Source organism: Flavihumibacter stibioxidans (assembly GCF_014332695.1).
Lineage (GTDB): Bacteria > Bacteroidota > Bacteroidia > Chitinophagales > Chitinophagaceae > Flavihumibacter > Flavihumibacter stibioxidans.
Genome location: NZ_MBUA01000012.1, coordinates 848,189 through 871,935 on the forward strand (window position 1 = coordinate 848,189; position 23,747 = coordinate 871,935).

Genomic DNA, 23,747 nt, shown 5'->3' on the forward strand with positions numbered 1-23,747 from the left:
GGCTATTTATTTTCCTGTTGGTAATGATCGGTCCTTTGTTCTTCCTCATTATCCATTTCCGGTCCCTGCATGATCTTACGCCAGTCTATCTCCTTATTGTAGCGCTTCATCGCCCTGGCGGGATCGAATACGCGTTTGTCAGGAAGTACCAGGTTATACGGTTTGAAATCCGGCTTGTCGGTAAAGAAATCCTGCAGCAAAGACGCGGTAATATCATATTGGTTTACATAACGGATTCCCAGGATATTGTAGATCACTTTCAGTATGGAACCGAAATTGGCGTGGTGGTTTGACACATATCCGCGTTTCACATATGGGCCCGCCATCATCAGCACACTGCGGTGCGCATCGATATGGTCCACTCCGCCCTGGGGATCATCTTCCGTAATGATCACCAGCATATTTTTCCAATAGGGTGTGCGGGATAAAAAGTGCAGGATCCTTCCGGTGGCGAGGTCATTGTCGGCCATATAGGAATGCACATAGGGATAACCGTCATCCGGCCTGGGTCCGGCACCATGGTCATTCGGCAGCATCACACTGATGAAGGATGGCATGCTGTCTTTGCCGTTCAGCCACAATCTGGTGAACTCATTTTCAAACTGGTCCATCCGGAACTGGTCGGGGATATTGGTATTATAACCGGCGAAATTATGACTGGTACGGCTCCAGAGCGCCTTTTGCATGGGCACCATTACACCGTGCGCCGCACCTGTGAGGGTGTCATCCCAGTCTTCCCTGACATGTGCCGTTTCATTCGCCTGTCCAAAGTTATAAAAAGAAACCTTGTGCCTTTCCAGTGCTTCCCAGAGTCCGCCGATTTCGGCATAATCCTCGGGGTCGATGCTGCCCGTGGATCCCGGGAACCGCCTGCCAGGTGCCTCAGAGAAAATTTTCGCGGATTTACTTACACTGGAATTGGTTTCCACCCATTCATTCGGTATCACGCCCACCATCCAGTGGTGGCCATGTATCGAGGCATCGCTGTCACAATAGAAGTTATCGCTGTAGGCAAACTCTGTGGCCATTTTGGAATGGTTGGGCATTACATCCGCGTTGCGGAGGGTGTCCTGTTTTCCATAAACGGTAACATCCTTTCCATACCGTGCAAGGGTGGGATCCCCCTTACCAGTCTTCAGTTGTCCCAACACTTCGTCATACGTGCGGTTCTCCTTGGTGATATACACCACGTGTTTGATGGGTGATCCATACAGTCCGGGCAGGGGTGGCAGGGGATTGTTTGTGAGGGGAGCCGCCACTTCGCGGAAGGTATTCTCCTTAACCACCTTCGTGTGATTGGCCAGTTCCTGGGCATTGGGCACTTTGATTTTCTGGAAAGTAGCCAGCTGGATATCTCCCACATAAGTTCCCTGAACGGGTCGCACAAATCCCTGTCCGCCATTAGGGCCGGCGCCGTATCCGCGTGCACTGATCACATACAATTCCTTTTCATCCTTTGAAAGCCTTACCCTTGCCGGTCCCCAGCCCGCGGGAATCAGGCCTTTGGTGGTATGTTTCTCCGCATCGATCACGGCTACGGCATTCATTCCGAGCAATGCCACATAAAGGGTCTTTTCATCTTTGCTAAGTGTAATGCCAAAGGGAACGGATCCCCTGTAGCGATCGATCCGCTGATCCACTTTAATGGGGATATGGGTAACGATTTTGTGTAACCGATAATCAATAACTGCAATATTATCGTTGGTGGCATTGGTAACATAGGCGTACTTTTTTCCTACTGCGATGGAGTTGGGACTGGCACCACCCACCACTTCGGCATCTTCCACCATCTGCCCGAGTTGCATTCCGGTCTTGAGGCGATGTACCACTTTATTGGTAGCGAGATCAATCGCGTACACACTCATTGCTTCGGGTGAATGCGGGCTGCCGACTCCGGGAATCTTTTTCCCGTCTATCACGGTTCCTTCGATGGATTCTTTGGTGTCGTTTCCATAAGGATGCCAGTTGATCATAAGGGAGTCATAGTTGGCCGGCGTGGCGCCTTCTATTAACGGATATGAATACATACCGACATTGGCCACAAAAGCCAGTTTATTATCCGGGCTCATGCTGATACCAAATGGCTGCCGGCCGGTAGGAATGGAGGCCTTGATCTTTTTGGTGGCAAGGTCGATCCGCACCATCCGGAAATTACCACGGTCCAGCACCAGCAATTCCTTTCCTGCAGCATTGTACACCAGGTCGGAGGTGAAACTGTCATCATATTTTTTTCCGTTCACCGTACCGTTTAAAGAGATAGAATCCAGGCGCTGCAGGCGTTCTGTGTCGTATACGATCACCGCACCATTGTCACCGCCGCTGAGGTAGATGGTCTTTGAATCGGGGCCAAACGCCACACCAAGGAAAGAGCCCTTCGATAAGGGACTCTTGATTTTTCCATCATAATCGGGCACCCGGAAATTCCCCAGGGTTGCCAGGTCAATGATGGTAAATACGCCATTGTGCAGGGTAACGGCTTTTTTCCCGTCCGGTGAAACCACCAGTCCGAACGGGTCATGCGTTATTCGGATGGTTTTTCCGGCAGGCCTGATCCAGCGGCCACTGGGCAGTACACTGGTTCCGGCCGTATCTATTTTGCTGTATTGTTCTGATCCGGGAACGACCAGCATGGTCTGTTGCTGGGCTTTCGCTGGTACAAATAAACCGGTGGCTGCCAATAAGGAAGCCACTACAGGAAGGATGTTTGATTTCACGGTTATCGATTGGTTGTGCTAAAAGGAAAAGCGAAACTCCTGAAAGTTTCGCTTAACCATTATTAAATATTCAAGAACTTTATTTGATCAGCCACATGGCGCCGTTAATGGAATCATCGCCGCCAAATTGTGCAGTAACTGCTGCATTCCAGTTGTCACCATTGGTGGTTCTTTCAGAGGAAGGATACTGGAAGCGTTTGGGAATTGCACCGCTATTGCCGGTTCCCACCCCAACAGAAAACTCAGGCACACCGGTTCTCCTCCAGTTGAAAAATGCTTCCCACCCTGAATTCTGGAAAAAGGCCAGGTATTTCTGCAGCAGGATCTGTTTCAGTCCGTCTGCGTTATCACCCTTGTATTTCACAGAGGCCTGGGTGTAATAAACACCATCAAAATCAAATGGGATGGTATAATTGGTATTCTTATACACTTTTGAAATTGTACCTGCAGCATCCACGGGAATGCCATAAAAACGAAGGGAAGCTTTGATTCCATTCTTATACCAGCTTTCGGCATCGCCGGTTATCCATCCAAGATTGATCGCTTCTGCGATGTTGAAACACATTTCAGGATATCCGATGATAATGCCCGATTCCCCAATATAGGAGCTGTAGTAACGCGACCTGCTTCTTACTGAATATTCTGCGTCTTCCGCATTGGACATTTTACTGGACATATTTGCCAGGTCTTCTCCGGAAGGAGCGCCTACATAGGCAGTAATATCAGCAGGGGACTTGCCATTGGTATTGATCTGCTTTGTAGCAGGTTCAGCGGTTATATATGCCCGTGGGTCCTTCAGTCCGACCAGGTTGTTAAGGTAAGTGGCCGACATATTGTACCTGGTGGCATCGAATCCAAGGTTATCGGGATTTGAGGGATACTTATTGACAGTTGAATAGATATACTGCATGTTATCAGACATGCTTTCCATCAATGGGTATTTGATCTTGTTTCCAATGATCTCTGCAAACTGTGCTTTGACGTTCAGGCCGGATTCAGCAGCCTTCTTACTCAGGGAGATGAGCACCCTGAGCCTGAAAGTATTCACAACCTTCTGCCATTTCTTAAGGTCGTTGTTGAAATAGATATCACCATCCAGCACCCTGTCGCCTGCAGCGATCAGTTGTGTCAGTTCGGTATTGGCGGTTTCGAGCCAGGCAAGTATCTGAATGAACACATCCTTCTGGCTATCGTAAACCGGCTTGTCATTTTCCAAACCCTTCAAAGCCTCTTTCAGCGGGAGGTCACCCATCAGGCTGGTCATGCGGTAGTAGAAAAAGGCGCGCTGAAATTTCCCTATCGCTGCATAGGCATTCACTTCGGGAAGACCCCTTTTAACGGCCTCTTCTTCCATCTTAACCACATTTTTAAGCGTGGTATAATTCATGGAACCGCCTGTCCAGTCATAACGCTGATCTCCATAGTAGTTATAATTACAGCAATCGAACTGGTTCCAGCGTGTCACATTACTCCATGGACGATCGCCGTTCATATCCGATGCAATGCCCCTGAAAACCAGGTCAGCACTAACACTTTCAGCACGGTTGGGATTGCGCTCATAATCTTCAAACTTCTTATTACAACCGGCAAGCATAATTGCAGATGCCATAATCGCCGGTGCAAATGTATTGATGAGTTTCATATTCGTTCTTTTTGTAATGATGGTCAATTAGAATGTGATATTAATGTTCACACCATAACGCTTGGTGGTCGGACTCTGAAGGGCGGAACTCCTTTCGCTGCCTGCATACTGGTCTATATCCACATCCTTATATTTTGAGAAATAAATGAGGTTGCGGCCTACAAAAGAAATGCTTGCCTGGCGGATAAAGGAATTACCCAAAACAGACTGGGGAACAGAATATCCAACTACCACTTCCCTAAGCTTGCCAAAAGTCTTTTCGATAAGGTTGGCCTCATTGGTAGCATAGAAGAAACTGATATAATCCTGCAGGTAGGTCTTGGAGGCATTGGGGGCGAAAGACAATTCTTTGTAATTGGTTACCTTACCATCCACATCGTATTTAATGGCTGCTCCATTATTGATAACAACGCCCTCTCCGACCCATGATTTAACCCCCAGGTAATCCTGGTAGCGGGCTTCACCCATTTCACCAAGAACCGTATTAATATGGCGGCCACCGCGATAGGTCTGCTGCTGTACGTAGTTGATCATTTTACCACCTACACGACCATCAAACTGGAATCCAAGGCTGAATCCTTTGTAACGGAATGTGTTGTTGATGGACCAAACCCAGTCCGGATTGGCATTTCCGAGGTATTGTGAAACAGGAGCCCGCAGCGGACGACCACCGGCATCATTGATCAACTGGCCATCAGGCGTGCGTACAAATGCATTACCATAGATCTTATCAACCCTGTCACCTACTTTATAGAAAGTGTTCAGCGCATTCACACCTTCATAAAAACTTGTATATTTTTCCCTGAAAGTGCTCCAGTTGGCCATCACATCCCAGGACAGGCCTTTCGCATTGCGAATGGGCGAACCTGTAAGGGTCAGTTCAAAACCGGTTTTCCTTGTGGTGATACCATTTACTAACGCCTCTGTATAACCGGAGGTTTGTGAAATGGGCAGCCTGAAAATAGCCGGACCGTCATCAGCCACGAAATAGGTTGCATCCAGGCCAATCCTGTTGTTCAGCAAACGGAGATCCATACCCGCTTCTATCACTTCGGAGCTGGAAGGCTGAATATCCGGATTGTTCAGCACGTTCGAGAAATATGCGCCTGCCTTGTTATCATATACAAGAGGAGTTGTGTAAGATGCAGAGTTCTCATAGGTAGGGCCATCATACGATGAATAGTACTGCATTCCATAACCAAGCGGGTAACTTGCCTGGGGCGTCGCTCCGATGGAAGACATGGTCAGACCACCTTTCACATTGGCATAGGAACCACGGAATTTCAGGAAGGAAATAACTTCCGGCAGTTTTACATAATCAGACACTACTGTACTGAGTGAGGCTGAGGGATAAAAATACAGGTTGTTACCTGCGGGGAGGGTGGACAGTTTATCATAACGCCCGGTCACAGACAGGTTGGCATACTTGCTGAAACCAAGATCCACGTAACCATATCCGCTCAGCACGAGCATGTCGGCACTGTAGCTGGATGCTTTAATGGGATTACGTGAGTTGGAAAACGAATACAGTCCAGGTACGTTGAGGTAATCAGTAGTGGTGAAATTGGAATTATACTTGAAGGAACGCATGTTTCCCCCGAGTGAAGCCCTCAGGCTGATATCACCAATGATCCTGTTATTCTGGTAAGTAGCCAGGAAATCGGTGTTGTTTTCGAACAACTGGCGACGGTCTTCGCGGTAGTCGCCCTTGCCTTCCTCCCTTCCGTATGGATGGGCGCTGTAAGGCATTTTTTCGTTCCGCAGCATGTCATAGGTAGTAACCTGCGTACGAACCAGGAAGTCAATATTGCGGTTGAGTTTGTATGAAAGTTTCACGTTTCCGTTCACGTCATTTTTGTAGTGACCGCGCAGCCACTCATACGACATGAAATACGGGTTGTGGTAACGCTGGTATTCGGCATGGATGGATTGTACTCCCTCCTTACCTGGCTGCCAGTAATTGCGCATATCATCCATGCTCCAGTCGGCACCATTCCATAAAATAATATTATAGATGATACTGTTGGGGCCGTAGGAAACATCCGGAATATTCGGGGTGGACTGGCGGTTGTAATTGATATATGATTCGAGACGGAGTTTATCATTGAAATTGTATCCGGCGGACATATTGAAGTTTACAATATTCAGCTTCGTATTGGGTACAATTCCCTTCTGGTAACTGTTGGAAACAGAAAAACGCAGATCGGCTTTTTCAGTCTTAGCAGAGACGGAAATGTTATTGGTTGACAATACACCCGCTTCCAGGAATCGGGTGAGGTTGTTTTTACCGCGGGCCAGCCAGGGAGTTCCCTGGCGCACACCTGTTACCGGATCAACGGGGGAATCATACTGGGGAATGAGCTGTCCTTCGAACTTTGGTCCCCAGATATCATAGTCGCCATCATTGGTACCGCCGCCTTTACCATCAAAGAAAGCATACTTGCCATGATCGCCGGGACCATATTCATCCTGCACTTTGGGGATGGCATTGAATCCTTTTTCGATCATGGTGCTGCTGTTGAACTCAATAGAAAAACCACGCTTGTCGCGGGAACCTCTTTTGGTAGTGATCATGATCGCACCATTCTGTCCGCGTGAACCATACAAAGCGGAAGCGGTTGCGCCTTTCAGCACGGTATAACTTTCTATATCATCCGGTGAAATATTCCAGGTATCAGAGTTGATGGGAACTCCATCTACCACATAAAGATTGATACCCCTGCCGCGAAGCAATACATTGGGGTTGCCAAGCAGTTCGGGTGAAGCACCAACTGTAAGTCCGGCTACCTTACCCACCAGTCCGTTGATGGCATTCGGTTCACGGGCCTTGATCAGGTCGTCGCCTTTCACTTCCTGTACCGCATAACCGATTTTCTTCTTTTCTTTTTTAACACCCAGGGCGGTTACAACCACTTCATTCAGCGCGTTGGCCGCCTGTGAAACCATCACGACTATTTTCCCGTCAGCACCAACAGTAACCTCCTGGTCGCTGATGCCCACTCCGCTGATAACCAGTACATCACCTGGTTTTGCGGCAATCATGAACTTTCCTTCGGCACTGGTTGAAGTTCCTTTTTTAACTCCTTTGATGGTAACAGAAACACCCGGAATGGGCATCTGATCCTTTTCAGATAATACTTGTCCGGTAATTGGTTGCTGTGCCATTAACACAAGGGGCGAGAATAAAATAAGCAGTAGCCCCAGGCGTAATACACGCATGCACATAAGCTGTCTCATATGTTGTTTTGTTTGAGGAAATTTTGAGAATACAAAACTATCCGGGCAATGTGACGGGAATGTTAATACAGGTTTAACAAAATGTGATGTTTATAACTATTAAACCAATGTTTACTTATACTATACATATAAAAAAAGCAGGGCGATCAGGCCCTGCCATATTAATAAGGAGTGAACCCTGTTTTCAAAACAGGTAAACAATCAGCAATAAAGCCTCTTCATGGCCGGCATTACGGATACGATGTGGCTGGCGGCCATCAAAAACCAGCGAGTCACCCGCGGACATTTCAAATTTTTCCTTGTTGATCTGGTATTCAATTGTACCCCTGACAAGGTATTTTAATTCGAAAGCTTCGGTGGTAACCATTTTACGCCGGGCAGCGCCAGGTTTAATTTCCAGCAATGCCATATCAAACGCCGAGCTCTGGATGGCACGGGCAAATATGCGGTTATAGGAAAAGCCTTTTACCGGCTCCTTGCTGATCTTTTTTGTGTCGTCTTTCCTGATCAGCATGTATTTTTCATTCCGCAGTTTTTCCTGAAGTGATTCAAAAAAGCCGCGCATGTCCTCATCAAGTGAATACACGATGCTCAGCAATACCGGAAGGGATGGTACGGTGCGGTTATTTTCTATCTGTGATATTAAGCCCTTGGAGACTCCGGCCTTGCTGGCCAGCAATTCAAGTGTAATATTCTTTTCCTGCCTCTTTGCGCGAATGCGATCTCCTATCAGCAGTAAGATTTCTTCAGTCATGAAACAATAATACGCAAGCTATGACATCCGCAACATTATATCTTTTTAATGTCGAAGGGTAATCTGCGTATGCGCTTACCCGTTGCAGCGTATATGGCATTGCAGAGCGCCGGTGCCAGCGGTGGCAATCCGGGTTCACCCACTCCTTTGATTTTATCACCGCCATCTGCCAGTATATGTGTTTCTACCGGCGGCATTTCATTGATCCTTATAATGGGGTTGTTATGGTAATTGGATTGAACCGTACGGCCTTTCTCAAAAGTGATTCCACCCTTTATGGCTGCGGAAATGGCCATCACCACTGCACCTTCTACCTGTCCGGCAACCGTATCCGGATTCACCACTGTGCCCAGATCAATCACACAAACCACCCGCTCGATCTTAATTCCCGTACCCTGCTTCGATACTTCCACCACCATACCGGCCAGTCCGGCGAAAAATTCCCACTGCGAAACGCCACGTCCCCAGCCCGCAGGAAGGGGTTTATCCCAGCCCGATACTTCTTTCAGTTTCAGCAGCAGTTTTTTGGTATCGCTTTCCTTCTTCAGCAATGACAGCCTGAAAGCCATTGGATCCATCTTTGCTTTTACTGCCATCTCATCAATAAAGCACTCATGCGAAAAAGATAATGTGGTGCTGGTAACTGCACGCCATGCTGCAACAGGTATGTGCAGATCTGCATGAACATAGAGATTCTTTACATTCGGAATCTCGTATTGCTGCTCGCTTACACCTTCCATCATGCCGCCATCTGTTTTGGTCTTGTCATAGTTCGCACTATTTGAGGCACTGATGGATGGGGATATCACTTTGTGCTGGAAGGCCAGTGCTTCACCGTTGGCGGCCAGTCCGGCTTTGAATGCCGAGAAAGTCATCGGGCGGAATGGGCCCTGCTGGGTATCATCTTCGCGGGTCCAGATCGCTTTCACCGGCTTGCCGGCCTTTTTCGATAACTGCACGGCTTCATGTACATAATCCGGGTACAGTCTGCGGCCGAAGCCTCCTCCGTTAAACATTACATTAACTGTGATGTCCTCTTCTTTCAACCCGTATTCCTTGCCGAAATTATTCTTTATGCTGAATGGCACCTGCGTGGAGGTCCAGATTTCCAGCTTGCCTTCGGGCTTCCAGTGAGCCACACAATTCATTGGCTCAATAGGTGAATGCGAAACCACGGGGGTTTCATAAAACGCTTCCAGTTTTACCGGAGCTTCGGCATAAGCCTTGTCGAAATCTCCCTGGCTGTGATCCAGCACGCCCTCGTTTTTGGCAAGATCGCGCAGGTGCTGCTCATAGTTCTTTGTATTGAAGGTTTCGTTGCCCTGAAAATCCCAGTTTACTTTCAGGGCCTTTCTTCCCTGCAGGGCAGCCCAGTAATTATCTGCTATAACAGCCACTCCTTCAAAACGGTATTTTCCAATGATGCGTTCGCAGGTGATGACCTGCTGAACCCCTTTTACTTTTTTGGCTGCACTGTCATCAAAGCTCAACAGTTTACCGCCAAAAACCGGGCAACGTTCGATGCTGGCATAGGCCATTCCCGGCACTTCTACATCCAGGCCGAAAACCGCACGGCCACTGCTTTTGAGCGGAACGTCAGGGCGCGGGGTGGACTTACCCAACAACCTGAAGTCTTTTGGATCTTTGAGTTTCGGCTCTTTCGGCACTTCGAGTTTGGATGCGGCTTCAGCCAGTTCGCCGTAGGTCAGGGAGCGATTGCTGCCTGCATGAATAACTTTTCCGAGTTCTGCTTTACATTCTCCCACCGGCACACCCCAGGCCTGGCTCGCGGCCAGCACCAGCATCTCACGGGCAGCCGCACCCGCTATGCGATATTTTTTATAACTGGTACGGATAGACGCACTTCCTCCTGCAAACTGATCGGCTCCCAGTTCCTTTTCGCCACCCGACTGTTTGATTGTCACCATATCGAGGGTCAGATCCAGTTCCTCGGCAAAGATTGATGGAATTGCCTGGAAGGTACCCTGCCCGATCTCTGGCTTGGTATTGAAGATGGTGATCCTGCCGGATTTTTCAATGATGATAAATGGTGTGACGCTGGATGATTCGCCCAGGAAACTCATATTGACAACGGTTTCCAGCGCTTTCCCTTCAACGCCGGACAGGCCGATGATGAAACCTGCACTGGTCAGGCCAGAAAGGCGAAGGAAATGGCGGCGACTAAAGGATGTATTGGAAGACATAACGTGAAGGTGAATGGTGAATGGAGAGTTTGATTACCGGATCATCACTAGGCCTTTGTTTTCATCAGTTCAGCGGCGCGGTGGATGGCTTTGCGGATGCGTGGGTAGGTACCACAGCGGCAAAGATGTCCCTGCATGGCGGCATCGATCTGGGCATCGGTAGGTTCTGGTGTCTTTTTCAGCAAGGCAACGGCCGACATGATCTGTCCGGACTGGCAATAACCGCACTGCGGAACCTGGAGTTCTATCCAGGCCTGCTGTACAGGGTGTTCAATATTCTCGGACAGTCCCTCCACGGTAGAGATTTTTTTGCCGGCGGCGGCAGACACAGGGAAACTGCAGCTCCTGATCGGATTGCCATCCAGCAATACGGTACAGGCGCCGCATTGCGCGATACCGCAGCCGTACTTTGTGCCTTTTAGGCCTACGAAATCCCGGATGGCCCAGAGCAAAGGCATCTGTGGATCTACATCAATCTTATGTTGCTGGTTATTAACCGTAAGCGTTATGGCAGCCATAGCAATAATTTATGACTACTAATTTAACGACTATTTCAATAGTCCCGGCTAAAACCTCGCCCTTCTCCACCCGTCGGGTGCCACCCGACGGGTGAATTCAGCAAAAAAGACTGAAATTTGAGATTATGATACTGCGGCATCTATCTATCTCATTGATACTCATTGCAATTTTTTCGGGTTGCCAATCTCACCCGTCGGGTGGCACCCGACGGGTGGAAGTGGTGATCGAAACCATTGAAGGCGATATCATCGTGGAGCTTTATGGCGACAAAGCGCCCGAATCGGTTAAGGCATTCCTGGCAGTGGTTGACCAGGACCTGTATCAGCGCAGCTCGTTTTACCGTGTGATGAATACCGACAACCAGGCTTCCAATGCCCCGAAAGCGGAGTTCATCCAGGGCGGGCTCTGGAGCCGGATCAAAAAACGACCCACCCTGCCAATGGTGCCGCATGAAAGCACGGAACAAACCGGGCTCACTCACCAGGCAGGCACCATATCCTTCGCACGCGAGGCACCTGGAACTGCCAGTTCCGAATTCTTTATCTGCGTAGATGATCAGCCGGGACTGGATTTCGGCGGCCCTAACAATCCAGACGGACAGGGTTATGCGGCTTTCGGTAAAGTGATCCGGGGTATGGATGTGGTGAGAAAAATTTACCGCAAACCGGAAAATGACCAGTACTTCGAGCCACCCATAACCATTATCAATATCGAACGCAACTGATATCCCGGGCCTTAGTCAGCTTTATTTGTAAATTAACGGTATGAACAGCCAGCAGGAACAGCGCAACTGGAAAAAGAAACTCTTTACCATCATCTTTGAAGCGGATACGCGCGCTGGAAAAAATTTTGATCTGGCACTCCTGGTTTTTATCCTCATCAGCCTGGCGCTTGTAATGTTGCAAAGCATTCCATCTGTGAATGACCGCTATGGGCCTTCCTTAAACAAGGTGGAATGGATCATTACCATTTTGTTTTCAATCGAATACCTCCTGCGGATCATAGCGGTCAGGCGACCGGTGAAATATATCACCAGCTTCTATGGGATGGTGGACCTGCTGGCCATTTTACCCACCTATATCAGCCTGATTTTCCCGGCATCCCATTTCCTGCTGGTGATCCGGGTATTGCGGCTCATGCGGATTTTCCGCATCCTGAAGCTGAGTCAGTTCGTGCGTGAAGGCAATGCCATTGTTCAGGCGATGAAAGCCAGTGCCCGCCGGATCGGCATCTTCCTGGCTTTTGTATTGCTGCTTAGTGTGGTTCTGGGTGCGTTGGTGTATGTAGTGGAAGGCAGGGTAAATGATAAGTTCAGCAGCATCCCGCAAAGTATTTACTGGGCAATTGTTACCATCACAACGGTAGGATATGGTGATATCTCGCCCATCACACCGGCAGGTAAAATAGTTGCCTCCCTCATTATGTTGCTGGGTTATGCGATTCTGGCTGTACCCACAGGTATCGTTACGGTAGAAATGTCAAAAACATTCAAAAAGGAAGACAAGCACTCACAGGCTTGTCCCAACTGCGCCGCCTATGGCCATGACCCCGATGCCAGGTTCTGTAAATACTGCGGTTCCGAATTGTAACGCGTCTGACGTACGTCAGACGCACGTCAGACGCGTTAGGTTAAATCAGCTTAATACCCTCGCTTTCGAGTTGTTTGTATTTTTTCTTGTCGAAGACATAATAGAAGGCGCCTTTCTTGGAGGACTCTTTCTCCTTTTCTTCCAGTCGCTGCAGGATGCCGAGGGACAATATCTTGCGGGTGAAATTGCGCTTGTCAAAACTGGTTTCAAAAATGGCCTCATATAATGCCTGCAGTTGCTGCAACGTAAACTTATTCGGCAGCAACTCAAAACCAATAGGGTGATTGGACACTTTCTGCTGCAGGCGCTCCTTGGCCAGTTTCACCATCTGCTTATGGTCGAATACCAGCGAAGGCAGTTTCCTCAGGTCGAACCATTTGGCATTATGTGACTCAAGTTTGTGACCATCCGATTCATCAATTTTAATCAGGGCAAAATAGGTTATAGAAACCACACGACCACCGGGATCACGCCCCACATCGCCAAAACAATGCAGCTGCTCCATGTAGATTTTGTCCAACCCGGTTAGGTTCAACAGGATCCTGGCAGCCGCATCATCCACACTTTCTTCTTTTTTTGCAAAGCCTCCCATGAGTGACCATTTGCCGATTTCCGGTTCGAGCCCACGCTTGATCAACAAGGCTTTCAAACCGGTACCATCGAATCCGAAAATGATACAATCCACTGCGAGCAGGAACCTGTCGTACTGTTTATATTCTATTCTTCCCATAATTGAAGCGCAAAATTACCAGAATTTAATATACAAAGCCATCAGGATTAGCAGGGTTATTACAATCTGCACCACAGTGATGGGTTTTATATTAAACATTCCCTTCTCATGAATAAACGCTTTCGGGTTCACTTTTGGTCCGGCCATACTCATCAGCACCATGATAATAGTGGTGAACATAAAGCTCAGTCCCATACAGATAAGGAAAGGAATCTCATATCCACCCTTCCCGTTCGGGTAGGCAGTGTAGAAAAAGGTTTCATTCCCCATCATGGCAGGAGCCATCTCGTTAAAGAATACGGAGAAGATGAAGCCCAGCAGGATACCTGCCACCGCAGCCGCGCCAGTGGTGCGTTTCCAGAACATACCGAGTACGAAAACGGCAAAAACACCCGGACTGATAAATCCTGTATATTTCTGGATAAAGGTAAATCCGCCCTCACCACCGATGCCCAGCAGGTCTTCCCAGGTAAAGATCAGCGCAATCACCATGGAAAAGATTACCGTCAACCGGCCGGTCCATACCATCTTGGTTTCATCTGCATCTTTCTTGATATATTTCTTGTAGATATCCAGCGTATAGATGGTGGAGATACTATTTGCCTTTCCTGCCAGCGAGGCCACAATGGCCGCTGTCAAAGCAGCTACGGACAAGCCTTTCAGGCCGGAGGGCAGGAAGCTCAGGATGGCGGAATAGGCTCCGTCCATTCCACCCTGTAACTGGGGGAGATGGCCATTCTTATACAGCACATATGCCGCGATACCGGGTAACATCACTATAACGGGCATCATCAGCTTAAGTAAACCGGCAAAAAGAATACCGGTACGGGCAGTTTGCAGATCCGCTCCCAGCGCGCGTTGTGTGATATACTGGTTACAACCCCAATAGTTCAGGTTCACGATCCACTGTCCCGCCGCATACATCAGTATCCCCGGCAGGATCAGGTATTTATCAATATGTTCCTGGGGAGATTCGGCCGTTGGTTTATCGAGTATCATTTTGAAATGGTCAGGAGCATCTTTTATCAGCATCTTGAAACCTGCGATGGCATCGGATCCCAGACCGAATTTTTCACTCACGATGGTCAGGGCCATATAAGTGGTTGCCAATCCGCCGATGATCAGGACAGCCACCTGGATCACATCCGTATATCCGATCACCTTCATGCCACCGAGCGTGATGAATACCGCGGCCAGGGCCAGCGCCACCATTACTACATGCAGGTATTGCCCGCCCAGCAATCCATCAATTGCGATAGCGCCGAGATAGAGGATAGAGGTCAGGTTTACGAAAACATAGAGGAACAACCAGAAGATCGCCATGATCAACGCAACGGTTTCATTGTACCTCGTTTTCAAAAACTGCGGCATCGTATATATCTTGTTCTTCAGGTAGATGGGAATAAACCACACGGCGATGATGATCAGCGCCAGTGCAGCGATCCACTCATAGGCAGCTACGGCGATTCCGACAAAGAAACCATTACCACTCATTCCGATGAATTGCTCCGCGGAAATATTGGAAGCAATGAGCGATGCACCGATGGCCCACCAGGTCAGCGACCCCTCTGCCAGGAAAAAGTCCTTGGTATCCGTTACGGCTTTTTTCTTTCTGCTATAGATCCAGTAGCCATAAGAGCCTACAATTACGATATACGCAAGGAATACAAGTATATCTGCTAAGGAGAGTTGGTTGTTCATGACAAGCAGGTATGTTCGTTTTGATTAGGAATTGATTTGGTAATATACGTCACTCCAGCGCAATTCATTCCTGAACTGGTACAGATTTGTTTGTTTTCCTATCAAAACATATTCGATCTGTGACATGTCGGCGAAGTCTTCCATGTGTTCCGCGGTCAGGTTCTGGCTGTATCCCGTATGGTGTGCACCACCGGCCAGGATCCAGGCTGCGCAGCCGGTTTGCATATCGGGATAAGGTTTCCACAATACCCTTGCCACGGGCAGTTTGGGGAGATCATGCACCGGGGTAACGGCCTCCACTTCATTCACCAGCAGCCTGAAACGGTTGCCCATATCAATAATGGAGGCATTCAGTGCGGGACCGCCATCCACATTAAAGACCAGTCTTACAGGATCTGCTTTTCCGCCAATGCCCAGGGGATGCACTTCGCAGGCGGGTTTGCCGTGTGAAATGGAAGGGCAAATCTCGAGCATATGTGATCCAAGTACCATCTGGTTGGACGGGTCGAAATGATAGGTATAGTCTTCCATGAAAGAGTTACCGCCCTTCAGGCCTGTACCCATGACCTTCATGGCGCGAACCAGTGCCGAGGTTTTCCAGTCGCCCTCGCCACCAAATCCATAACCCTCGGCCATCAGGCGCTGCGTGGCAATGCCCGGAAGCTGAACCATTCCATGCAGGTCTTCAAAAGTATCCGTGAACCCCTTGAATCCGCCCTGTTGCAGGAAATAACGCATACCGATCTCGATACGGGCCGCATCGGTTAAGGATGAACGTTGGTTCCCTCCCCTGGCCAGTGAACCGCTCAGCTTGTAGCTGTCTTCGTATTCTGTGCAAAGTTTTTCCACCTCCGCATCGGTCACTTCATTGATCACTTTTACGAGATCGCCGATTCCATAAGTATTAACGGAATATCCGAATTTCATCTCGGCTTCGACCTTGTCGCCTTCTGTAACGGCCACCTGGCGCATGTTATCGCCGAACCGGGCAAATTTAGCGCCCTGCCAGTCGGCCCAGCCGGCCGCGGCCCTTGCCCAAACATTGATGCGCTGCTGAACAGCAGGATCTTCCCAGTATCCAACCACCACCTTCCTGCGCATACGCATGCGGGTCATCATGAAACCGAATTCACGGTCTCCATGGGCGCTCTGGTTCAGGTTCATGAAATCCATGTCGATACTGTTCCAGGGGATATCGCGGTTGAACTGCGTATGCAGGTGCAGTAAAGGCTTCTGCAAAATTTTCAATCCCCGGATCCACATTTTGGCGGGGGAAAAGGTATGCATCCATGCAATCACACCGATGCAGTTTTTGGCATTATTCACTTCCTGGCAGAGCGCGTATATTTCATCGGGAGTTTTCAGGATGGGCTTGAATACGACCGTCACAGGAATCTGTGCAGAATTATTCAGTGCCATTGCTATCTGCTGCGAATGTTCGGCTACCTGTTGCAGGGTCTCTTCGCCGTAAAGATGTTGCGTTCCTGTGAGGAACCATACCTCGAAAGATTTTAATGTATTCATAAAAGATGTTTATTATTTTGGTTGATTGCCGGTTGTTGTTTCAGCCACCCCATTCCCCATTCACCATTCACCATTCACTATTCCCCATTCACTATTCCCCATTCACTATTGACCATAATACGCTTCGGGTCCATGCTTCCGCTCCCAGTGTTTTTTAATCAACGCTTCTTTCAGGCGCGGTGCTGCCGGATTGATCTGCTCGGTGTACATGGCCATCTGTGCCACCGTTTCCAGGACGGCACTGTTGTACACGGCTTTGGCAGCATTCTTTCCCCAGGTAAAAGGTGCGTGATTGCCAACCAGCACCATTTCCACTTCCCTGTAATCAAGACCACGTTCAGTAAAACAATTCATGATCTGGAAACCGGTTTCATGCTCGTAATCACCTTCAATCATGGCATCAGCCATTGGTGGCGCACAGGGAATATCCACCGTGTTGTGGTCAGCATGGGTTGTCCCGAAAATCGGGATATCACGCTGTGCCTGTGCCCAGGACGTGGCAAAAACAGAATGCGTATGTACGATACCGCCAATCCCTTCCCAGTGTTTATACAAAACCGCATGGGTTTTTGTATCAGAAGAAGGGCGCAGTTTGCCATCCACCACATTGCCGTCAAAATCCACGATCACCATTGAAGCCGGCGTCAGTTCATCATAAGGAACACCACTGGGTTTGATGGCAAAGACTCCCCGGCTCCTGTCCACTGCACTCACATTACCAAACGTAAACAATACCAACCCAAGTTTGGGAAGTTGCATGTTGGCATCGTATGCCTCCTGTCTTATAATATCAAAATTCATATCCAGGTCTGAAATTTTATGTTACTCTGTAAGCGACCGAATCATTCACCATTCACCGTTTGCCTTTCCTCCACATGCGCCCCCAGCTCCAGGTACCGCTGGTAACGTTTCGCATAATAGGCGGCGTTAGCTTTAAAAGGATGGTATTCTGCGTCAAAGCCCTGTCCCATGGCCACCATAGCATCTTCCACCTTACTGTAGATCCCTGCGGCAGTAGCGGCAAACATGGCAGCTCCTGCTGCACAAGTCTGCTCAGTCCGGTGAATACGGATCGGCATCTGCATCACATCTGCCATCATCTGCATGATATAGGGCGATTTCTTCGCCACGCCACCCATACCAATCAGTCCTTTCACCGGAACACCCTGCCCGTTGAATCTGTCTACGATTGCTTTGGCGCCAAAACAGGTTGATTCAATCAGGGCACGCAAAATCCTTGGTGCATCGGTTCCGAGATGCAAACCAGTAATGGTTGCTTTCAGCAATTGGTTGGCATCCGGGGTACGACGACCATTCAGCCAGTCAACAGCCAGTTCATCCTTATCCTGTAAAGGCAAAGCTGCTGCCTCGGCAGAAACTTCGCTGATAAACCGATCATTAAGTTCCTGTTCCAGTTTGGCCGCCATGACCTCATCAATCAGGGAGGAGGAACGCAGCATCTTTCCCACCGATTGGGTGACCATCTTCCTGAACCAGGCATAGGTATCACCAAAGGCAGACTGGCCGGCTTCCATGCCCATCGTACCGGGTATGATAGAACCCGGAACCTGGCCACTGATTCCCCTGATCAACATATGCCGAACTTCTTCCAGCGGTGCTACCAGCATATCACAGGTGGATGTTCCCATCACCTTACTGAGGTGATAGGGTTCGATCTGCCCGCCAACAGCACCCATATGCGCATCAAAGGCACCGATTCCAATCACAACGGAAGCGGGAAGTCCCAGCCGCTCTGCCCATTCTTCACACAAAAAACCTGCTGCCTTATCAGCAGTATAGGTTTCAGCTGCAAAGCCGGATCGGTATCCATTCAGCAGGGGATCCAGTGAACTGAAAAATTCATTTGGCGGCAACCCGTCAAATTCCTCCGCCCACAATGCTTTGTGGCCCGCGGCACATACGCTCCTGCGCAACTGCTGCACATCGTTTCCTCCGGTTAACAAAAAGGGAATCCAGTCGCAATGCTCCACCCAGGAATAACAGGCAGATCTCACGGCCGGGTCTATGCGAAGTATATGCAGCAATTTTGCCCAGAACCACTCTGAGGAATAAATTCCACCTACAAAATCCAGGTAATTCCTGTCAAATTTTGTCGCATGTTCATTGATTTCAGCGGCCTCCTTAACAGAACTGTGGTCCTTCCACAACACAAACATGGCATTGGGATTCTGCTCAAATTCCGGCAAAAGCGCCAGCGGCATACCCTGGCGGTTCACCGCTACCGGCGTGGAGCCGGTGGTATCCACAGAGATAGCCCTGACTTGTCCGGCAACACCCGGACCAGCCTTTTTCAGGCATTCCTTTATGGTCGTTTCCAATCCTTCAATATAATCGAGGGGATGCTGGCGGAACTGGCTGGAGGCTGCATCACAATACAGGCCATCGCGCCAGCGCGGATAATAAAACACGGAGGAGGCGAGCTCAGCGCCATCGGCTGTATCTACTATAACTGACCTGACGGAATCCGTTCCATAGTCAACACCAATTACAAAAGTCTTAGACATATTTTCTTATTATGACAAGCGTTTCAGGCTACAATATACGACTAAATCATTATTAAGTGTATATTTTACATTTATTTTCCCAGCCCCTTTCAGAGTTGGTTATAATCCGTAATGAAACGGATAATATTCGGGTAATTTCCGAAATCTTCCCGCCCGTGCAGGGTAGTCAGCACCACGCAATCCATTCCGGCATTAAGAGCCGCTTCCACACCTTTCGGCGCATCTTCAAACACCACACAATCCCCGGGCTCCAGTGCCAGCCGGGCAGCACATTCCAGGTAGGTTTCGGGATGGGGTTTACTGATCTCCACATCATCGGCGCTGACAATGGTTTCAAAATAGTGCCGGAGCTGCAGGTTGTCCAAAACGAAATCAATATTGAAAGGTATGGCAGCCGAACCGATGGCCATCCTGACTCTCTCTTCACGGGCCGACTCCAGCAGCTCACCGAGCCCGGCAATCAGTTTCAGTTCTGGAAAGAAAGCCTGCTGGTAACGTCTTTCCTTCTCCATGGAAATCGTCAGCATTTCTTCGGGTGAAAATCTCGCTTCGCCGAAAACCCTTTCCAGCAGTTCATCGTTCTTGCCATACATCTGCGCTTTCACCTGTTCATAACTAAGTCCGGCCTTCAGCTCATTGTTCAGAATATCCGTCCAGGCCACCACATGGTAACCCATATCATCGATCATGGTACCATTCAGGTCAAACAGGAAAGCCTTGTATGGCAGGAGAGAAGCCTTCATTATTTCTTCTTTTGCATCACAGCCCGGGCGGCTTTCACAATATGTTCCGCATCGAGGCCGTATTTCTTCATGAGCTGGTCAGGCTTGCCACTTTCACCAAAACTGTCGTTCACCGCCACAAACTCCATCGGAACGGGATCATGCTGAACCAGTAGTTGAGCGATACTGTCTCCCAGTCCGCCGAAACGGTTGTGTTCTTCCGCGCTCACCACGCACCTGGTTTTGGCAACGGACTTCAACACAGCTTCTTCATCCAGTGGTTTGATGGTATGTATATTGATTACTTCGGCTGAAATGCCCAGTGTTTCCAATTGCTCTGCTGCCTGGATGGCTTCCCATACCAGGTGACCTGTGGCGAAAATACTCACATCGGTTCCCTCATTCACCATCCATGCTTTGCCGATCTCAAATTTCTGGTCGGGATCGGTAAAAATGGGAACCACCGGCCTGCCAAAACGCAGGTAAACGGGACCGTTATATGCTGCAATGGCCATGGTGGCTGCTTTGGTCTGGTTGTAGTCACAGGGATTGATCACTACCATTCCCGGCAACATTTTCATCATACCGATATCTTCCAGTATCTGGTGGGTGGCTCCATCTTCGCCCAGGGTGAGTCCCGCGTGGGATGCGCATATCTTCACATTCTTGTCTGAATACGCAATGGACTGCCGGATCTGGTCATATACCCGTCCGGTGGAAAAATTCGCAAAAGTTCCGGTGAAGGGAATTTTGCCGCCAATGGTCATACCCGCTGCAATGCCCATCATATTGGCTTCTGCGATCCCTACCTGGGTAAACCGCTCCGGAAATTCCTTTATAAATGCTTCCATTTTCAGCGATCCGACCAGGTCGGCACAAAGGGCCACCACGTTTTCATCCTTCCTGCCGGCTTCCAGCAATCCCGCCCCGAAACCGGAACGGGTATCCTTCTTCTCAGTATAGTTGTATTTCTTCATTTCGTTTGTACTTATATGTTATACATGGGGAGATGGCTTACTGCGATCAGTAATCTCCCAGGGTTTCCGGCAGTTGCGCGAGGGCCTGCTGCAGTTGTTCATCGCTGGGAGCTACACCATGCCATTTGTGACTGCCCATCATAAAGTCGACACCGTATCCCATTTCGGTGTGCAACAGGATCATCACAGGCTGTCCTTTACCACTGGCTTTTATGGCCTCGTCCAGCACATTCAAAATGGCCTCCATATCGTTACCATTGCTCTCCAGCACTTTCCAGCCAAACGCTTCCCATTTGGCCCGAAGGTTGCCGAGCGACATCACCTGTTCTGTTGAACCATCGATCTGCTGTCCGTTGAAGTCTACTGCTGCGATCAGGTTATCCACCCTGTGATGTGCCGCAAACATTGCAGCTTCCCAGATCTGGCCTTCCTGCAATTCACCATCGCCGTGGAGACAGAATACCCTGCGGTCATCGTTGTTCAGTTTTTTGGTGCGAGCGGCACCGATGGCCACCGACAGTCCCTGCCCGAGTGAGCCCGAGGCAATTCTTACTCCGGGTAAATGCTCATGTGTGGTGGGGTGTCCCTGCAGCCTGGAATTCAGCTGGCGGAAGGTGGAGAGTTCTGCAGGTTCAAAATAACCGGCCCTTGCCAGTATGCTGTAAAAAAGCGGTGATACGTGTCCGTTGGAAAGGAAGAACAGGTCTTCGCCTTTACCATTCATATCAAAAGCGGGTTGGCGCTTCATTACCTTGAAATACAATGCTGTCAGGTAATCGGTACAGCCCAGCGAACCGCCGGGATGGCCGCTCTGGCAGCCATGCACCATTCGAAGGATATCGCGACGCACCTGTGAAGCGATGGCTTTTAACTGGTTTAAATCAATTTCCGCGCTGCTTCCCTGCGCGGATGGTTGTATGGTTGTTGCTTGCATGATTTTTGTTTGTCTTACCAGGAAATTGACGTTAAAATGAAGAGATGAATGCCTGACTCTTACATCTTTTTCGCATCCTCCAGAAACTTTGCCAGCCCAATATCGGTCAACGGATGCTTCAGCAGTCCGAGGATGGGGTCCAGCGGTGAAGTGATCACATTGGCGCCTGCTTCTGCGCAGGAGATGATATGATTGGCATTGCGGATAGAGGCAGCGAGTATCTGTGTGTTGAATCCCTGAATGGTATACACGTTTGAAATCTGGCGGATGAGTTCCATGCCATCCCAGCCGCTGTCATCTATGCGGCCGATAAAAGGGGAAACATAAGTAGCACCGGCTTTCGCGGCAAGAATTGCCTGTCCCGCCGAAAACACCAGGGTACAATTGGTCCGGATACCGTTATCGGTAAACCATTTGATGGCTTTGATGCCATCCTTGATCATAGGTACTTTCACCACGATATTCGGGTGCAGGGCTGCCAGCGCTTTACCCTCTTCAACGATGGTGCTGAAATCGGTTCCCAGTACTTCGGCGCTGATATCACCTTCAACAATTTCACAAATGGTTTTATAATGTTGCCGGATGGCTTCCTCACCTTTAATGCCTTCTTTCGCCATCAGTGAAGGGTTGGTGGTAACGCCATCCAGGATTCCCAGTTCATTGGCTTCACGGATCTGATCCAGGTTGGCGGTGTCAATAAAAAATTTCATTTTATGTTTGGTTGTTTGCTTTATTATGGTTTGTTCCCGGTTCGATAACTTCCGAATCATTCACCCATTCACCCATTCACCCATTCACTTATTCACTATTTCCCTGTTTCCCTGTTTCTCTGTTTCGCCCCACTTTATAAATGGTTTCGCTATGGTACTTCTGTCCCGGCTCTAAAATTGTGGACGGAAAATCTTTCTTGTTTGGCGAATCAGGAAAATGCTGTGTTTCCAGGCAAAGTGCCGTGCGCAGTTTTACTGCTGTGCCGGTATGATTAATGAACTTGCCATCCAGGAAATTCCCACTGTAGAATTGAAGTCCGGGTTCCGTGGTAAACACTTCCACATAACGGCCGCTTACCGGGTCATTTAAGGTGGCCACTTTTTGCATGGATGCACCCTTACTGTTCAACACCCAGTTATGGTCATATCCGCCTTCCACTGAATCGATCCTGCTGCCAATGGTATGTGAACTGGTAAAATCAAATGGTGTACCCGCCACTGCCCTGATTTCACCTGTCGGAATCAGCCCGCTGTCTACAGGAGTATAACCATTGGCATCGATCTGCAGCTGGTGATCCAGGATGGTGGACTGTACATCTCCGGTGAGATTGAAATAACTGTGATTGGTCAGGTTCACCGGCGTTGGCTTGTCAGTGGTGGCATCATATTCGATTTTCAATTCATCGTTGTCGGTTAGGGTATACTTCACCGTTACCTGCAGATTGCCGGGGTATCCTTCTTCTCCATCCTTGCTGAGATAGCTGAGGCTGAGGGCTGCAATACTATCTACCACGGGCCCTGCGGTCCAGATCACCTTATCGAATCCTTTCACACCTCCATGCAGGTGATTTTCGCCGTTGTTTCTGGCCAGCGTATAGGATTGGTCACCGATGGAGAATTTTCCACCGCCAATCCTGTTCCCGTAGCGACCTATGATCGCACCAAAATAGGGGGGCGATTGCAGGTACTGGGCTATACTATCGAACCCAATGACAATGCTGGAAGCAGAATCATTTTTATCCCTGGTTACGAATGAGGTAATGATACCTCCATAATTGGTGATCTTTACAATAGTACCTTTACTGTTGGTAAGGGTATAGAGATCCACCGGCTGGCCATCTGCCTGTCCCCAGGATGATTTACGGATGCCGGACACAGGGCTTTCAACAACTTCTTTTTGTTCGTTGTTCTTGCAGGCAGTTGTTCCCATAACTATGGCGCCGGCAGTAATTATTACAGTCATCCATTTCATATTTGCAATCGAT

The 23,747-nt window shown here is 49.1% G+C and carries 18 protein-coding genes; 2 read left to right on the forward strand and 16 right to left on the reverse strand.

Annotated features, from left to right (window positions below):
• Positions 1–2: 2 nt before the first annotated feature.
• The 6 genes from BC349_RS10750 to BC349_RS10775 form a co-directional block, all read right to left on the reverse strand.
• On the reverse strand, positions 3–2,714 hold the full coding sequence (locus BC349_RS10750) for a bifunctional YncE family protein/alkaline phosphatase family protein (protein WP_222840144.1): 2,712 nt from the start codon (positions 2,712–2,714) through the stop codon (positions 3–5).
• Between the two features lie 79 nt (positions 2,715–2,793).
• On the reverse strand, positions 2,794–4,356 hold the full coding sequence (locus tag BC349_RS10755; RefSeq protein WP_187256724.1) for a SusD/RagB family nutrient-binding outer membrane lipoprotein: 1,563 nt from the start codon (positions 4,354–4,356) through the stop codon (positions 2,794–2,796).
• A 27-nt stretch (positions 4,357–4,383) separates the two neighbouring features.
• Positions 4,384–7,593, reverse strand: a complete 3,210-nt coding sequence (locus BC349_RS10760; RefSeq protein WP_246456889.1) for a SusC/RagA family TonB-linked outer membrane protein — start codon at positions 7,591–7,593, stop codon at positions 4,384–4,386.
• 184 nt (positions 7,594–7,777) lie between these two features.
• Positions 7,778–8,347, reverse strand: coding sequence for a helix-turn-helix domain-containing protein (locus BC349_RS10765; protein WP_187256725.1), 570 nt, complete (start codon positions 8,345–8,347; stop codon positions 7,778–7,780).
• A 35-nt stretch (positions 8,348–8,382) separates the two neighbouring features.
• A complete protein-coding gene (locus BC349_RS10770; protein ID WP_187256726.1) occupies positions 8,383–10,551 on the reverse strand; it encodes a xanthine dehydrogenase family protein molybdopterin-binding subunit in 2,169 nt (722 codons plus the stop codon).
• A 47-nt stretch (positions 10,552–10,598) separates the two neighbouring features.
• Entirely contained in the window at positions 10,599–11,069 is a 471-nt protein-coding gene (locus BC349_RS10775) for a (2Fe-2S)-binding protein (protein ID WP_187256727.1), read from the reverse strand.
• Between the two features lie 125 nt (positions 11,070–11,194).
• Here BC349_RS10775 and BC349_RS10780 point away from each other — a divergent pair, with 125 nt between their 5' ends.
• Together BC349_RS10780 and BC349_RS10785 are read left to right on the forward strand one after the other, a co-directional pair.
• Complete coding sequence (locus BC349_RS10780; RefSeq protein ID WP_187256728.1) at positions 11,195–11,794, forward strand: peptidylprolyl isomerase; 600 nt, start codon at positions 11,195–11,197, stop codon at positions 11,792–11,794.
• A 40-nt stretch (positions 11,795–11,834) separates the two neighbouring features.
• Positions 11,835–12,659, forward strand: coding sequence for an ion transporter (locus BC349_RS10785; protein WP_187256729.1), 825 nt, complete (start codon positions 11,835–11,837; stop codon positions 12,657–12,659).
• Positions 12,660–12,699: 40 nt separating this feature from the next.
• Here BC349_RS10785 and BC349_RS10790 read toward each other — a convergent pair whose 3' ends face one another.
• From BC349_RS10790 to BC349_RS10835, 10 genes are all read right to left on the reverse strand, one after another.
• Complete coding sequence (locus BC349_RS10790) at positions 12,700–13,389, reverse strand: NUDIX hydrolase (RefSeq protein WP_187256730.1); 690 nt, start codon at positions 13,387–13,389, stop codon at positions 12,700–12,702.
• A 15-nt stretch (positions 13,390–13,404) separates the two neighbouring features.
• Positions 13,405–15,090 carry a sodium:solute symporter family transporter gene (locus BC349_RS10795; protein ID WP_187256731.1) on the reverse strand — a complete coding sequence of 562 codons (1,686 nt, stop codon included), beginning with the start codon at positions 15,088–15,090 and terminating at the stop codon, positions 13,405–13,407.
• A gap of 24 nt (positions 15,091–15,114) precedes the next feature.
• Complete coding sequence (gene araA, locus BC349_RS10800) at positions 15,115–16,614, reverse strand: L-arabinose isomerase (RefSeq protein ID WP_187256732.1); 1,500 nt, start codon at positions 16,612–16,614, stop codon at positions 15,115–15,117.
• Positions 16,615–16,719: 105 nt separating this feature from the next.
• Entirely contained in the window at positions 16,720–17,415 is a 696-nt protein-coding gene (locus BC349_RS10805) for an L-ribulose-5-phosphate 4-epimerase (RefSeq protein WP_187256733.1), read from the reverse strand.
• A gap of 41 nt (positions 17,416–17,456) precedes the next feature.
• A complete protein-coding gene (locus BC349_RS10810; protein ID WP_187256734.1) occupies positions 17,457–19,139 on the reverse strand; it encodes a ribulokinase in 1,683 nt (560 codons plus the stop codon).
• A gap of 89 nt (positions 19,140–19,228) precedes the next feature.
• The gene (locus BC349_RS10815; protein ID WP_187256735.1) at positions 19,229–19,882 is read right to left on the reverse strand and encodes an HAD family hydrolase; all 654 of its coding nucleotides are present in this window, start codon (positions 19,880–19,882) and stop codon (positions 19,229–19,231) included.
• On the reverse strand, positions 19,882–20,838 hold the full coding sequence (locus BC349_RS10820) for a transketolase family protein (RefSeq protein ID WP_187256736.1): 957 nt from the start codon (positions 20,836–20,838) through the stop codon (positions 19,882–19,884). Before BC349_RS10820 ends, BC349_RS10815 begins: the two co-directional genes overlap by 1 nt.
• A gap of 46 nt (positions 20,839–20,884) precedes the next feature.
• A complete protein-coding gene (locus BC349_RS10825) occupies positions 20,885–21,772 on the reverse strand; it encodes a transketolase (protein WP_187256737.1) in 888 nt (295 codons plus the stop codon).
• A 59-nt stretch (positions 21,773–21,831) separates the two neighbouring features.
• Positions 21,832–22,482 carry a fructose-6-phosphate aldolase gene (gene fsa / locus BC349_RS10830; protein ID WP_187256738.1) on the reverse strand — a complete coding sequence of 217 codons (651 nt, stop codon included), beginning with the start codon at positions 22,480–22,482 and terminating at the stop codon, positions 21,832–21,834.
• Between the two features lie 88 nt (positions 22,483–22,570).
• Positions 22,571–23,725 (reverse strand): aldose epimerase family protein, encoded by a 1,155-nt coding sequence (locus BC349_RS10835; protein WP_246456891.1) that lies wholly within the window; start codon positions 23,723–23,725, stop codon positions 22,571–22,573.
• Positions 23,726–23,747: the final 22 nt, after the last annotated feature.

Excerpts from the sequence above, each read along its gene's own strand:
- BC349_RS10780 (WP_187256728.1), top strand. The coding sequence starts at position 11,195 with ATGATACTGCGGCATCTATCTATCTCATTGATACTCATTGCAATTTTT.
- BC349_RS10760 (WP_246456889.1), bottom strand. The coding sequence starts at position 7,593 with ATGAGACAGCTTATGTGCATGCGTGTATTACGCCTGGGGCTACTGCTT.
- BC349_RS10775 (WP_187256727.1), bottom strand. The coding sequence starts at position 11,069 with ATGGCTGCCATAACGCTTACGGTTAATAACCAGCAACATAAGATTGAT.
- araA (WP_187256732.1), bottom strand. The coding sequence starts at position 16,614 with ATGAATACATTAAAATCTTTCGAGGTATGGTTCCTCACAGGAACGCAA.
- fsa (WP_187256738.1), bottom strand. The coding sequence starts at position 22,482 with ATGAAATTTTTTATTGACACCGCCAACCTGGATCAGATCCGTGAAGCC.
- BC349_RS10770 (WP_187256726.1), bottom strand. The coding sequence starts at position 10,551 with ATGTCTTCCAATACATCCTTTAGTCGCCGCCATTTCCTTCGCCTTTCT.
- BC349_RS10810 (WP_187256734.1), bottom strand. The coding sequence starts at position 19,139 with ATGTCTAAGACTTTTGTAATTGGTGTTGACTATGGAACGGATTCCGTC.
- BC349_RS10785 (WP_187256729.1), top strand. The coding sequence starts at position 11,835 with ATGAACAGCCAGCAGGAACAGCGCAACTGGAAAAAGAAACTCTTTACC.
- BC349_RS10825 (WP_187256737.1), bottom strand. The coding sequence starts at position 21,772 with ATGCAAGCAACAACCATACAACCATCCGCGCAGGGAAGCAGCGCGGAA.
- BC349_RS10790 (WP_187256730.1), bottom strand. The coding sequence starts at position 13,389 with ATGGGAAGAATAGAATATAAACAGTACGACAGGTTCCTGCTCGCAGTG.
- BC349_RS10820 (WP_187256736.1), bottom strand. The coding sequence starts at position 20,838 with ATGAAGAAATACAACTATACTGAGAAGAAGGATACCCGTTCCGGTTTC.
- BC349_RS10765 (WP_187256725.1), bottom strand. The coding sequence starts at position 8,347 with ATGACTGAAGAAATCTTACTGCTGATAGGAGATCGCATTCGCGCAAAG.
- BC349_RS10795 (WP_187256731.1), bottom strand. The coding sequence starts at position 15,090 with ATGAACAACCAACTCTCCTTAGCAGATATACTTGTATTCCTTGCGTAT.
- BC349_RS10835 (WP_246456891.1), bottom strand. The coding sequence starts at position 23,725 with ATGACTGTAATAATTACTGCCGGCGCCATAGTTATGGGAACAACTGCC.
- BC349_RS10805 (WP_187256733.1), bottom strand. The coding sequence starts at position 17,415 with ATGAATTTTGATATTATAAGACAGGAGGCATACGATGCCAACATGCAA.
- BC349_RS10815 (WP_187256735.1), bottom strand. The coding sequence starts at position 19,882 with ATGAAGGCTTCTCTCCTGCCATACAAGGCTTTCCTGTTTGACCTGAAT.
- BC349_RS10755 (WP_187256724.1), bottom strand. The coding sequence starts at position 4,356 with ATGAAACTCATCAATACATTTGCACCGGCGATTATGGCATCTGCAATT.